The following is a 12,097-nucleotide window of genomic DNA, read 5'->3' as shown; positions in this document are numbered from 1 at the left end:
CGCCGGCGCGGTGCCAGGCGGAGTCCGCGGAGGTGACGAACCCGGCGTCGGCGAGGGCCGCCAGCAGCTGCGCCCTGTCGGTGACGGCGCCGCTGGGGCGGATGACCAGCGCCCAGTGGCGGCTCGCCGCCCGCGTGGCCGCCGAAGAAGGGAACGGGGAGCTCCGGGTGACGCCCTGGCGCGGCCTCGTCGTTCCCGGGCTCCCCGCTCCCAAGGCCCCGCAGCTGCTGGCGGCCCTCGCCGACGCCGGGTTCGTCACCTCCGCGGACTCCGCCTGGCACCGCGCCGGCGCGTGCGCCGGGCGCCCCGGATGCGCCAAGTCCCTCGCGGACGTGCGGGCGGACGCTGCGCACTGCCTCGCCAGCGGGCAGCCTGGCGGTACGGAGGCCGCACTGCTGCCGGTGTACTGGTCCGGCTGCGCCCGGCGCTGCGGCCGCCCCGGCGACGGCCGCTGGGTCGACGTCCTCGCGACGGACGGCGGTTACGAGGTCTCCCTGCGGGGAGGCGGCGCGCCGGACGGCCCGGTGCGCAAGGTGGCCGCCGCCGGGCTGCTGCCGGACGTGGTGGCGGCGGCCCGGACGGCGACGACGACATAGCGATATATGAGCGATATATAGCGGCACAGGGCGACACGCAGCAGCACAGGGCGGCACACAGCCGTACGAACAGACGAAGCATCAACGAAGCACCATCAGCGAGCGAGGCAGAGTGTTCGAGTACGACAAGGACGGCGCGTCCATCTACCGCCAGTCCTTCGCCACCATCCGCGCCGAGGCGGACCTCGGCGGGCTGCCGCCGGACGTCGGCCGGGTCGCGGTGCGCATGATCCACGCCTGCGGGATGACCGACCTCGTACGGGACCTCGCGTACTCCCCGCAGGTCGTCGCGCGCGCCCGCGAGGCCCTGCTGGCCGGGGCGCCGATCCTGTGCGACGCGAACATGGTCGCCAGCGGCGTCACCCGCAAGCGCCTGCCCGCGGACAACGAGGTGCTGTGCACCCTCACCGACCCGTCCGTGCCGGACCTGGCCCGGCGCATGGGCACCACGCGCAGCGCCGCCGCGCTGGAGCTGTGGCGCGAGAAGCTGGAGGGCGCGGTGGTGGCCGTGGGCAACGCGCCCACCGCCCTGTTCCGGCTCCTGGAGATGGTGGCCGAGGGCGCGCCGCGCCCCGCGGCCGTCCTCGGCATACCGGTGGGCTTCATCGGCGCCGCCGAGTCCAAGGACGCCCTGGCCGGCAGCCCCCTGGGGCTGGAATACCTGGTGGTGCGGGGGCGGCGCGGCGGCAGCGCCATGGCCGCGGCCGCGATCAACGCGATAGCGAGCGAGGAAGAGTGAGCGAGCAGCATGCGCAGACGACGGGCCGGCTGTACGGGGTGGGGCTCGGCCCCGGCGACCCGTCGCTGATGACCGTACGGGCCGTCGAGGTCATCACGGAGGCCGACGTCGTCGCGTACCACAGTGCCCGGCACGGCCGCTCGATCGCGCGGTCCATCGCCGAACGCCACCTGCGCCCCGAGCACATCGAAGAGCGCCTGGTCTACCCCGTGACGACCGAGACCACGGACCACCCCGGCGGCTACCGGGGCGCCATGGAGGAGTTCTACGAGGAGGCCGCGGCGCGGCTGGCGGCCCACCTGGACGCCGGGCGCACGGTGGCGGTGCTCGCGGAGGGCGACCCGCTCTTCTACAGCTCCTACATGCACATGCACAAGCGCCTCGCGGACCGCTACCCCACCGAGGTGATCCCCGGGGTCACCTCGGTGAGCGCCGCGGCCGCGCGGCTCGGCGAACCGCTCGTCGAGGGCGAGGAGGTGCTGACGATCCTGCCCGGCACCCTGCCCGAGGAGGAGCTCGCGGCGCGGCTCGCCGCCACCGACTCGGCCGTCGTGATGAAGCTCGGCCGCACCTTCCCCGCCGTGCGCGGCGCGCTGGAGCGGTCCGGGCGCCTCGCCGAGGCGCGGTACGTCGAGCGCGCGACGATGAGCGGTGAGCGCACGGGGCGGCTCGCGGACGTGGATCCGGAGTCGGTCCCGTACTTCTCGGTGGCCGTGCTGCCGAGCCGCGTGGACGCCGAGCCGTCTGCGGATCGGGGCGAGGTCGTCGTCGTCGGGCTCGGCCCGGCCGGCCCGCTGTGGCTCACGCCCGAGGCGCGCGGCGAGCTGGCGGCCGCGCAGGACGTCGTCGGCTACAGCACGTACGTGGACCGGGTGCCCGTGCGGCCGGGCCAGCGGCGGCACGCCTCCGACAACAAGGTGGAGTCCGAGCGCGCCGAGTTCGCGCTGGACCTCGCGCGGCAGGGGCGGCGCGTCGCGGTCGTCTCCTCGGGCGACCCGGGCGTCTTCGCGATGGCCACGGCCGTCCTGGAGGTGGCCTCCGAGGGCCCGTACCGCAACATTCCGGTGCGGGTCGTGCCGGGCATGACCGCCGCCCACGCGGCCGCCGCGCGCGCCGGTGCGCCGCTCGGCCACGACTACGCGGTGATCTCGCTCTCCGACCGGCTCAAGCCGTGGGAGGTCATCGCGGAACGGTTGCGCTCCGCGGCCTCCGCGGACCTCGTCCTCGCCCTGTACAACCCCGGCTCCCGCAGCCGCGTCTGGCAGGTCGCCAAGGCCCGCGAACTCCTCCTGGAGTTCCGCTCCCCGGACACCCCGGTGGTCCTGGGCCGCGACGTGGGCGGCCCGGAGGAGAGCGTACGCATCGTCCGCCTCGGCGAACTCGACCCGGCGGAGGTCGACATGCGCACGATCCTGCTCGTGGGCTCGACGCAGACCCAGGCGGTCCGCCGCACGGCAAAGGGCTCTCCGGAGGAGATCGTCTGGACGCCGCGGCGGTATCCGGAGGGATAGCGCGGTATCCGGAGGGATAGCGGGGAGGACGCGTACGACTCAGGACCCGAGGAAAGTGACCTGCCGGATGTAGACCCGCTGATGGCGCGGGACGATCTGGTAGACGAACATGCCCGACGCGTCCACGGCCTCTTCCTGCATGCGGGGCGAAGCACCTGTGTACTTCGCCCCGTCCAGGTAGAGGGACGCAGCCGCCCGGACCAGTTCGTCGGCCCTCTCCTCGACCTTCGCGACGAAGGCGAGGTTGTCGATGCCGCCGATGACGAAGCCGGGGTCCGGGTCGTACTCCCACTCCCAGCTGTCAGTCACCGGTCACCGCCGCCCTGGCCTCGTTGCGCACCGCCAGGCACTCGTCCATGGCCGTACGCCATCTCGGGTCGTCACGGTCCAGGGCGTTCGCGTCGTCGAGGGCGGCGTGGTAGCGGGCTGCCAGGCGTGGGCGGCGTTCGATCTCCACCTCGGTCGCCCATTTGACCTGAAACACGCGAATGGGGTTGAACGATGCGTGCTGGGTGGCCGCGGTGAAGGCCGAATCGCGGTCCGCCTGGAACTCCGGGAGCCGGGAGGGGGCCACGCGTGCCAAGGCCGCCCGCAGCGCCGGGAACGTCATGTCGGGCCGCGGAAAGAGCTCGGCAGACTCTTCCGAATACGGTGCGGTCATCAGTCCTCCGTCGTCCGTCGGGCGCTCTTCGAACCGTACCGGCCCGCTCTCGGGACCGGCGGGAAACCAGCCGGTCACCGGGGGCCGAGGACGCGCTCCACCCATTCCGCCGCCTCCGCCGGTCCCCCGGCCGTGGGCACGTCCTCCGGCGCGGGAGGCCGGCGGATCACCATCACCGGGATGCGCGCCTCGCGGGCCGCGGTGAGTTTGGCGGACGTGGCCGCCGCGCCGCTGTCCTTGGTCACCAGGACGTCGATGCGGTGCCGGCGGATCAGTTCGCGTTCGCCCTCGACGGTGAAGGGGCCCCGGTCCAGGAGGACCTCCATGCGGGACGGCGACGGCGGCTCGGGGGCGTCGACGGAGCGGACGAGGAACCACAGGCGGTCGAGGTGGGCGAAGGAGGCGAGGCCCATGCGGCCGGTGGTGAGGAAGACCCGTTCGCCGAGCGCCGGCAGCGCCGCCGCGGCCTCCTCCAGAGAGCCGGTCTCGTGCCAGTCGTCGCCCGGACCTGCGACCCAGCCGGGGCGGCGGACGGCGAGCAGGGGAACATGGACCTCGGCGGCGGCCTGCGCCGCGTTGAAACTGATCGTGCCGGCGAAAGGATGGGTGGCGTCGATGAGCGCGTCCACCTGCTGCTCGCGCAGCCACCGGGCGAGGCCGTCCGGGCCTCCGAACCCTCCGATGCGGACCTGCCCCGCGGGCAGCCGCGGCGCGGCGACGCGCCCGGCGAGCGAGCTGGTGACCCGCAGCGCGGGATCGGCGGCCAGCTCGGCGGCGAGGCGCCGCGCCTCGGTCGTGCCGCCCAGGATCAAGATGTGGCGCTCGGCGCTCACGACGTGCCCTTCTCCTCGGGATTCGGCCGGCTCGGCGGCCCCGGCGCCCCACCCTACGGCCGGGAGCCGTCGTGGCTGAAGCGACGGACGTCACCGCAGCAGCCACGGCCAAGGCCACCGGCAAGGCCACCGGCGGGCGGGCCGCGCAGCTGCAGCACACCGGCCTGCGGCACGGCTGGACCACGGGTGCCTGCGCGACGGCCGCCACCACCGCCGCGTACACCGCACTGCTCACGGGCGAGTTCCCCGACCCCGTGACGATCACTCTGCCCAAGGGGCAGACGCCCGCGTTCGCGCTCGCCGCGGAGCACCTGGCGGAGGGGCGGGCCATGGCCGGCATCGTCAAGGACGCCGGTGACGATCCGGACGTCACCCACGGCGCGCTGATCCGGGCGACCGTGCGGATCCTCCCCCCGGGTTCCGGAGTGGTCTTCCGGGCCGGGCCGGGCGTCGGCACCGTCACCCGTCCCGGTCTCCCCCTGGACGTCGGCGAGCCCGCCATCAACCCCGTGCCGCGGCAGATGATCCGCGACCACGTCGCGGGGGTCGCGGCCCGGCACGGCGGTACGGGCGACGTCGAGGTCGAGGTGTCCGTCGACCACGGCGCGGAGATCGCGCGCTCCACCTGGAACCCGCGCCTGGGCATCCTGGGCGGCATCTCGATCCTGGGCACCACGGGCATCGTCGTGCCGTACTCGTGCTCGGCGTGGATCGACAGCATCCGGCGCGGCGTGGACGTGGCCCGCGCGGCGGGCCGCCGCCACGTCGCGGGCTGTACGGGTTCGACGTCGGAGAAGGTGGCCGTGGCCGTGCACGGCCTGCCGGAGGACGCCCTGCTGGACATGGGCGACTTCGCGGGGGCGGTGCTCAAGTACGTCCGCCGGCACCCGGTGGACCGGCTCACGGTCGCGGGCGGCTTCGCCAAGCTGTCGAAGCTGGCGGCGGGCCACCTGGACCTGCACTCGGGCCGCTCGCAGGTGGACAAGGGGTTCCTCGCGGAGCTGGCCCGGCACGGCGGCGCCGGCGAGGAGCTGGCGGCCGCGGTCGCCTCGGCCAACACGGGGCTGGAGGCCCTGCGGCTGTGCGAGGCCGCGGGCGTCCCGCTGGGCGACCTGGTCGCGGCCACGGCCCGCGACGAGGCCCTCGCGGTGCTGCGCGGCGCGCCCGTCGCGGTCGACGTCATCTGCATCGACCGCGCGGGCACGATCGTGGGCCGCGCGGAACCCGTGGGACCGCGCGGCGCTCACGGGCGGGGTTAGCGCAGCGTGTTGAGCGCGGAGGCCGCGGCCGCCGGCTTGTCCTTCACCGGCTTCGGAAGCGCGCCGCAGAACTCGCCCTCGAACATGTTCTCGAAGGGCGGGCTCTGGTCGAGCCAGTCGCCGTTGATGTTGAAGGTGAGCATGTGCTTGCCGTCGCGCGTGCCCGCGGACCCGCTCAGGGAGCCCCAGACGACGCCGTCGTGCCCGTAGACCTGCACGCCGCAGGTCAGCTTGCGGGAGATGATGCCGAGCCCGTACGTGTAGTGCTCGCCGGTCTCGACGGTCGTGAGCATCGCGTCGAGCTGCTTCTTCGGCAGGAGCTTGCCCTGCAGCAGCGCGCTGTAGAAGCGGTTGAGGTCGCCGCTGGTGCTCACGACCTCGCCCGTGGCGCCGGACCAGGACGGCCGGTACTCGGTGGCGTCGTAGATCTCCGGGCCGGGGTTCGGCACGTAGAGCTTGGAGTAGCCGACGGGGTGCGGCGCGGGCAGCTTCGGGTCGGTGCCGGGGAAGGTGGTCTCCTTCAGGCCCAGCGGCTTGACGATGCGCCGCTCGACCTCACGGGCGTAGGCGTTCCCCGTCGCCTTCTCGATGATCATGCCGCCGAGGACGAAGTTGGTGTTCGAGTAGCGCCAGCCCTTGCCGGGCTCGAAGTCCGGGCCGTACTTGATGCCCATGGCGACGATCTGCTCGGGCGTCTTGATGTCGTATCGGTGCTCGAAGAAGCCCTGGCCGTTCATCTGCTCGTTCCACTCGGGCGTGTACACCATGTCGTGGACGCCGCTGGTGTGGTTGAGGAGCTGACGGATCGTGATCTTGCTGGCGTCGTAGCCGTTGCCCTTGACCACGCCGGGGAGCCACTTCTCGACGGAGTCGTCGATGCTCAGCTTCCCCTCGGCCTCCAGCTGCAGCAGGACCGTGGCGACGAAGGACTTGGTGATGCTGCCCGCACGGAAGTGGTCGGCGGCGGTGCGCTTGCGCTTCGTGGCCGTGTCCGCGTAGCCCGCGGAGCCGGACCAGGTGCCCCTGGGCGTACGGGCCTCGGCGGCCACGCCCGGCATATCGGCGGCGACCAGGCCGTTCAGGGCCTCCTGCGTGGCGGCGTGCGCCTTGTCCCCGCCCGGCGCCGTCGCGGCGACGGCCGGGGCGACCGCCGTGCCGACGACCGCGGTCGCCGTGAGGGCCACGAGCGTGGCCCTCAGAACCTTGGATACATGCTGCGACATGTGCTTCCCCCCTGGGAAATGGTCCGGCCGCACGCGGGCGGCCGCATGATCATTTGGGGGTAAGCATAGGCTAACCTCAGTTGGCGCAACGCCCCTGGTGGTCACGGTCCCGGCCCGCCGAATAGAGGTAGCTGTCGGGGAACTGCTCCGCGGCCAGCGTGCGGCCCACGACGATGACCGCGGTACGGACCACGCCGGCCTCCTTCACCTTCTCCGCGATGTCGGCGAGCGTGCCGCGCAGGACCAGCTCGTCGGGGCGGCTGGCCATGGCGACGACGGCCGCGGGACAGTCGGCGCCGTAGTGCGGGAGCAGTTCGGAGACGATCCGCTCGGGGTAGCGCGCGGCCAGGTGCAGGACGAGCAGGGCGCCGCTGCGGCCGAGCGTCGCGAGGTCCTCGCCGGGGGGCATGGGGGTGGCCTGCTGCGAGATGCGCGTGAGGATCACCGTCTGCCCCACCGTCGGCACGGTCAGCTCGCGGCCCAGCGCGGCGGCGGCCGCGGCGAAGGCGGGGACGCCCGGCACGATCTCGTACGGGATGCCCGCCGCGTCCAGGCGGCGCATCTGCTCGGCGACGGCGCTGAAGACCGAGGGGTCGCCCGAGTGCAGGCGCGCCACGTCGTGGCCCGCCTCGTGGGCGCGCACGAACTCCTCGGTGATCTGGTCCAGGTTCAGCCCGGCCGTATCCACGAGGCGGGCGTCCGGCGGGCACTCGGCGAGGAGTTCGCGCGGGACGAGGCTGCCCGCGTAGAGGCAGACGCCGCAGCGCGCGAGCGTGCGGGCGCCGCGCACCGTGATGAGGTCGGCGGCGCCGGGGCCGGCGCCGATGAAGTACACGGTCATGACGGGAAGTCCCCCTCGAAAGCGGTGTGCGGGTCGGTGGGCTTGACCGCTGACCACTGCGTCACCGGCATCGCCTGGCGCCAGCCCGTGAAGCCTCCGACGGGGACGGCGTGCGCCACCGCCAGGCGGGTCAGGTCGCCGCCGTGGCGGCGGTACCACTGCGTGAGCAGGGCCTCGGATTCCAGGGTGACGGTGTTGGCCACCAGGCGGCCGCCCGGGGGCAGCGCCTCCCAGCAGGCGTCCAGCAGGCCCGGAGCCGTCAGGCCGCCGCCGATGAAGACCGCGTGCGGCGCGGGCAGTTCCGCGAGGGCCGCGGGTGCGGCGCCGGTGACCACGCGCAGGGCCGGGACGCCCAGCGCCTCGGCGTTGCCGGTGATCCGGGCGGCCCTTGCGGGGTCCCGCTCCACGCTGACGGCCCGGCAGGTGCGGTGCGCGCGCATCCACTCGATCGCGATCGAGCCGGAGCCGCCGCCCACGTCCCACAGGAGTTCGCCGGGGGCCGGGGCGAGGGCGGCGAGCGTCGCCGCCCGCACGTGGCGCTTCGTCAGCTGGCCGTCGTGCTCGAACGCGTCGTCCGGCAGGCCGGGGGTGAGCGGGAGGCGCAGGGCGCCGGGGGCGCGGCGGCAGGCCACCGCGATGACGTTCAAGGCGTCGCCGGGCGGGTGCGGCCAGTCGTCGGCCGTGCCCTCGACGCGGCGCTCGGCCGGGGCGCCGAGCTGCTCCAGGACGGTCATCCGGCTCGGGCCGAAGCCGCGCGAGCGCAAGTGCGCGGCGACCTCGGCGGGGGTGCCCGCGCCCGCGCTGAGGACCAGCAGGTGGCGGCCGTCGTGCAGCGCCGCGGTGAGCGCGGCGAGCGGCCGGCCGACCAGGCTCACCACCTCGGCGTCCTCCAGCGGCAGGCCCAGCCGCGCGCAGGCGTACGAGACGGAGGAGGGGTGCGGCAGCACGCGGAGGGCGCCGGGGCCGGCGACGTCGGCCAGGGTGCGGCCGATGCCGAAGAACATGGGGTCGCCGCTGGCGAGCACGCACAGGCGGCGCCCGGCGTGCGCGGCCAGCAGGCCCGGGACGGCGGGGCGCAGCGGGGACGGCCAGGCGACGCGCTCGGCGGAACACTCACCGGGCAGCAGCTCCAGCTGCCGCGGTCCGCCGACGACCACCTCGGCCCCGCGCAGGGCCTCCTGCGAGCCCGGGGCCAGACCGGCCCATCCGTCGGCACCGATACCGACGACGGTGACGGCGGGGACGACGGGGGCGGGGCGCACGGGCGATTACCTCGGCATTCACTGCGGACGGGAGCACGGGAACTCTACTGACCGCCCCCACCCACCGACCACCCGGGCCGACCTCCACCGGGCAACCCCACTCCGCCCCGCGGCGGAAAGAAAGGGGACGGGTCCCGCCCGAAAGTCCGCCGCCGCGGCGGAAAGGCCGCGCGGCGTGGACCGGTGGGGTTAGGTGCGGGCCCTGCGGACCTCTACGGGGGCGACCCGGCCGGCCAAGGCCACCGTGCCGGCCGCCTCGTGGCGGGTGCGGATGACCGAGCCGCGACCCTGATGGATCGTCAAGTTACGGGAGAGCGCGGCCGTCAGGGACAGCGCCGCCGCCCCCGTCGCCTCGTCCTCCGTGATGCCGTCGCCACGGCGCGGGAAGCCGCGGGCGCGGACGCGGCCCGTGGGTTCGTCCTGCCAGGACCAGGCGTAGAGCCAGCCCTCGCCGGGCGGCGGCGACGGCAGGGCGTCGACCTCGCCCGGCGTCGCGTACTGCTCAAGGCGGCGGCCCGTGGCCCAGGACGGCCGGGCGCGGATCCACGTGACGCCGTCGGCCGTCCAGGACGGCACGTCACCGGCGGGCGGCCGCAGCACGTCCGCCGCGTACCCCCGCTGCCGCAGCAGCCACGCCGCGCCCACCAGCGGGTGCCCGGCGAAGGGCAGGGGCCCGGTGGGGGTGTAGACGTCGACGACGCCGCGCCCGGCGTCGTCGACGAACACCGTTTCGCTGAAGCCCAGCCCGGCGGCCAGCCGCCGCCGTTCCCCGGCGTCCGCAACGGCCGGCCCGTCGGTGACGACTCCCAGGAGGTTGCCTCCGGAGCCGTCCGGTCCGGTGAAGACCCGCAGGACGTGGACGTCCACCGCGCGGCTCCCGCTACCAGCCGGCCGGGCTGTAGTCCTTGAGGAAGCAGCCGTAGAGGTCCTCGCCCTGCTCGCCCCGGACGATCGGGTCGTAGACGCGGGCGGCGCCGTCGACCAGGTCGAGGGGGGCGTGGAAGCCGGCCTCGGCGAGGCGGACCTTGTCCGGGTGGGGCCGCTCGTCCGTGATCCAGCCCGTGTCGACGCTGGTCATGAGGATGTTATCGGCCTGGAACATCTCCTCGGCGCTGGTGCGCGTGAGCATGTTCAGCGCGGCCTTGGCCATGTTGGTGTGCGGGTGCCCGGCGCCCTTGTAGCCGCGGCTGAAGACGCCTTCCATGGCGGAGACGTTCACCACGTACTTGCGGCGCGCAGGCGACGCGGCCATCGTCGGCCGCAGCCGGTTGACCAGCACGAACGGCGCCGTGACATTGCACAGCTGCACTTCGAGGAGCTCGACGGGGTCGACCTCGCCGACGGCCTGGATCCAGGTGTTGGTCGCGTCGAGGTCGGGGACGAGCCCGCCGGCGTCGATGGCGGTGCCGGCCTCGACGCGGGCGAGGGACGCGGAGCCGCTGGTGAGCGCGAGCTCGGTGAGGGCCTGCGGCGTGAGGGAGTCGTGCTTGCTGCCGGCGGGGGCGGGCAGCTCGGGCTGCGCACCGCTGCCGAAGGCGCCGAAGACCTCGGAGGCGGGCAGTTCGCCGGCGGGCAGCGGGGCGGACTCGGCGCTGATGAGCTCGCGGTAGGCGGCCGGGGTGCGGCGCACGGTCTGGGCCGCGTTGTTGATCAGGATGTCGAGCGGGCCCTCGGCGCTGACGGAGTCGGCGAGGGCGACGACCTGCGCCGGGTCGCGCAGGTCGATGCCGACGACCTTGAGCCGGTGCAGCCAGTCCGCGCTGTCCTCCATCGCCTTGAAGCGGCGGATGGCGTCGTTGGGGAAGCGCGTGGTGATCGTGGTGTGCGCACCGTCGCGGAGCAGCCGCAGCGCGATGTACATGCCGATCTTGGCGCGGCCGCCGGTGAGCAGGGCCCGCCGGCCGGTCAGGTCGGTGCGGGCGTCGCGGCGGGCGCGGTTCTCCAGCGCGCAGGGCTGGCAGAGCTGGTGGTAGAACGCGTCGACCTCGGTGTAGCGGCCCTTGCAGATGTAGCAGGACCGGGGGCGCTCGAGGATGCCGACGATCTGGGTGGTGGCGGTGGCGGCCAGCGGTATGCCGCGGGTCTCGTCGTCGATCCGGTCGGCGGCGCCGGTGGCCGTGGCCTCGGTGACCGCCTTGTCGTGGGCGGTCTTGGCGGCCCGGCGCTCCTGGCGGCGGCGCTGCTTGACCGTGCGGTAGATGCCGGAGGTGGCGCGGCGGACGGTGATGGCGTCGGGGTGGTCGACGGGCAGTTCGTCGAGCTCCTCGAGCACGCTCAGGCAGATCGCCATGCGCTCGGGGTCGATGCCGGGCCCGTACTCGCCCTGTGCGTCTGCGCCTGCGCGGCTGTCTTCAGTGACCTCGGTGACCGTCATCGCCGCTGTTGTGTCCCAGTTCGTCTGTTCGAATGAAGCTTCCAGGGAACTGTACGTAGACAGCGGTGATGGCACCAAACCCGCAGGCGCGAGCGGTGCGGCACAGGCTATACCCCCGTCACACGCGCCGCATGCATCACATCCCACTTATTGGGTCTTCCGGGTTAATTATGCCTTTGAGCGCCTATATCGGACCAATCTCCTCAGTTACACCGGACACAATTGCCGCTCACCACCCATGAGAAAGGTTTAGCCATGTCGCGTATCGCCAAGGCCGCCGCCCTGACCGTCGCCGCCGGCGTCGCCGTGACGGGCGCTGCCGGAGTCGCCACCGCCGCTTCGGGAGCGAACGGCGCGGCCGTCGGCTCGCCCGGCGTCATCTCCGGCAACGTCATTCAGGTCCCGATTCAGGTGCCGATCAACCTCTGCGGGAACACGATCGACATCATCGCCCTCCTGAACCCGACCTTCGGCAACACCTGCGTCAACGCCGATTAGTGGACCCCGCGCCCGGGTGGGACCACCGGACCCACCCGCGCGGTTGGCGCGGGAAGGATCGAAGTCAGCCGCCGGAGTCCTGACCTGCGCTTTCGTGGCGCCCATCACGTTCTGCGTGGTGGGCGTCACGTTCGTGTGCGGGGCCCTCGCCACGCGCGCCTCCCTCGCCGGGCTCCGCCGGGTCGGTGCGGGGCCGCTGGGCGCCGGGGAGGTCGGGCGTCTCCACGAGGGGCGGGAGGTCCGGGGTCAAGTGCGTATGCCCTGAGGTCATCGCGGGTGCCTGCCTTGTCGGAGGGGGGA

Annotated in this window: 12 protein-coding genes and 1 pseudogene; 5 read left to right on the top strand and 8 right to left on the bottom strand. The window is 73.8% G+C overall.

Translation table 11 applies throughout. The annotated features are described in order from the left end of the window. From ACSNOG_RS29035 to ACSNOG_RS29025, 3 genes and pseudogenes are all read left to right on the top strand, one after another. Positions 1–596 (top strand): annotated as a pseudogene (locus ACSNOG_RS29035) (cobalamin biosynthesis protein CobG); the annotation flags it as partial. 112 nt (positions 597–708) lie between these two features. Next, positions 709–1,335 carry a precorrin-8X methylmutase gene (locus ACSNOG_RS29030; RefSeq protein WP_436755680.1) on the top strand — a complete coding sequence of 209 codons (627 nt, stop codon included), beginning with the start codon at positions 709–711 and terminating at the stop codon, positions 1,333–1,335. Further along, entirely contained in the window at positions 1,332–2,846 is a 1,515-nt protein-coding gene (locus ACSNOG_RS29025) for a precorrin-2 C(20)-methyltransferase (protein WP_436755679.1), read from the top strand. Before ACSNOG_RS29030 ends, ACSNOG_RS29025 begins: the two co-directional genes overlap by 4 nt. Before the next feature lie 39 nt (positions 2,847–2,885). Here the strand turns inward: ACSNOG_RS29025 and ACSNOG_RS29020 are convergent, their stop codons facing one another. The 3 genes from ACSNOG_RS29020 to ACSNOG_RS29010 form a co-directional block, all read right to left on the bottom strand. Then, the gene (locus ACSNOG_RS29020) at positions 2,886–3,155 is read right to left on the bottom strand and encodes a hypothetical protein (protein ID WP_436755678.1); all 270 of its coding nucleotides are present in this window, start codon (positions 3,153–3,155) and stop codon (positions 2,886–2,888) included. Continuing rightward, on the bottom strand, positions 3,148–3,507 hold the full coding sequence (locus tag ACSNOG_RS29015) for a hypothetical protein (RefSeq protein ID WP_436755677.1): 360 nt from the start codon (positions 3,505–3,507) through the stop codon (positions 3,148–3,150). Before ACSNOG_RS29015 ends, ACSNOG_RS29020 begins: the two co-directional genes overlap by 8 nt. A gap of 74 nt (positions 3,508–3,581) precedes the next feature. Then, a complete protein-coding gene (locus ACSNOG_RS29010) occupies positions 3,582–4,340 on the bottom strand; it encodes a cobalt-precorrin-6A reductase (RefSeq protein ID WP_436755676.1) in 759 nt (252 codons plus the stop codon). Between the two features lie 71 nt (positions 4,341–4,411). Here ACSNOG_RS29010 and ACSNOG_RS29005 point away from each other — a divergent pair, with 71 nt between their 5' ends. Beyond that, positions 4,412–5,599: a cobalt-precorrin-5B (C(1))-methyltransferase gene (locus tag ACSNOG_RS29005; protein WP_436755675.1), complete on the top strand. Its 1,188-nt coding sequence runs from the start codon at positions 4,412–4,414 to the stop codon at positions 5,597–5,599. Here ACSNOG_RS29005 and ACSNOG_RS29000 read toward each other — a convergent pair. The 5 genes from ACSNOG_RS29000 to ACSNOG_RS28980 form a co-directional block, all read right to left on the bottom strand. After that, on the bottom strand, positions 5,596–6,822 hold the full coding sequence (locus ACSNOG_RS29000) for a serine hydrolase domain-containing protein (protein ID WP_436755674.1): 1,227 nt from the start codon (positions 6,820–6,822) through the stop codon (positions 5,596–5,598). The genes ACSNOG_RS29005 and ACSNOG_RS29000 overlap by 4 nt on opposite strands. A gap of 76 nt (positions 6,823–6,898) precedes the next feature. After that, positions 6,899–7,663, bottom strand: a complete 765-nt coding sequence (gene cobM / locus ACSNOG_RS28995; protein ID WP_436755673.1) for a precorrin-4 C(11)-methyltransferase — start codon at positions 7,661–7,663, stop codon at positions 6,899–6,901. Continuing rightward, positions 7,660–8,925, bottom strand: coding sequence for a precorrin-6y C5,15-methyltransferase (decarboxylating) subunit CbiE (cbiE, locus tag ACSNOG_RS28990; protein ID WP_436755672.1), 1,266 nt, complete (start codon positions 8,923–8,925; stop codon positions 7,660–7,662). The genes cobM and cbiE overlap by 4 nt, the downstream gene beginning before the upstream one ends. Positions 8,926–9,114: 189 nt before the next feature. Next, the gene (locus ACSNOG_RS28985) at positions 9,115–9,792 is read right to left on the bottom strand and encodes a PhzF family phenazine biosynthesis protein (protein WP_436755671.1); all 678 of its coding nucleotides are present in this window, start codon (positions 9,790–9,792) and stop codon (positions 9,115–9,117) included. Between the two features lie 13 nt (positions 9,793–9,805). Beyond that, on the bottom strand, positions 9,806–11,299 hold the full coding sequence (locus ACSNOG_RS28980; protein WP_436755670.1) for an SDR family NAD(P)-dependent oxidoreductase: 1,494 nt from the start codon (positions 11,297–11,299) through the stop codon (positions 9,806–9,808). A 255-nt stretch (positions 11,300–11,554) separates the two neighbouring features. On the opposite strand from ACSNOG_RS28980, the gene ACSNOG_RS28975 reads away from it, so the two are divergent. After that, complete coding sequence (locus tag ACSNOG_RS28975; protein ID WP_436755669.1) at positions 11,555–11,797, top strand: chaplin; 243 nt, start codon at positions 11,555–11,557, stop codon at positions 11,795–11,797. Positions 11,798–12,097: the final 300 nt, after the last annotated feature.

Source organism: Streptomyces sp. URMC 124, assembly GCF_051386455.1.
GTDB lineage: Bacteria > Actinomycetota > Actinomycetes > Streptomycetales > Streptomycetaceae > Streptomyces.
This window is presented reverse-complemented; position numbering and strand designations above follow the sequence as displayed.

Excerpts from the sequence above, each read along its gene's own strand:
- cobM (WP_436755673.1), bottom strand. The coding sequence starts at position 7,663 with ATGACCGTGTACTTCATCGGCGCCGGCCCCGGCGCCGCCGACCTCATC.
- ACSNOG_RS28975 (WP_436755669.1), top strand. The coding sequence starts at position 11,555 with ATGTCGCGTATCGCCAAGGCCGCCGCCCTGACCGTCGCCGCCGGCGTC.
- ACSNOG_RS28980 (WP_436755670.1), bottom strand. The coding sequence starts at position 11,299 with ATGACGGTCACCGAGGTCACTGAAGACAGCCGCGCAGGCGCAGACGCA.
- ACSNOG_RS29015 (WP_436755677.1), bottom strand. The coding sequence starts at position 3,507 with ATGACCGCACCGTATTCGGAAGAGTCTGCCGAGCTCTTTCCGCGGCCC.
- ACSNOG_RS29000 (WP_436755674.1), bottom strand. The coding sequence starts at position 6,822 with ATGTCGCAGCATGTATCCAAGGTTCTGAGGGCCACGCTCGTGGCCCTC.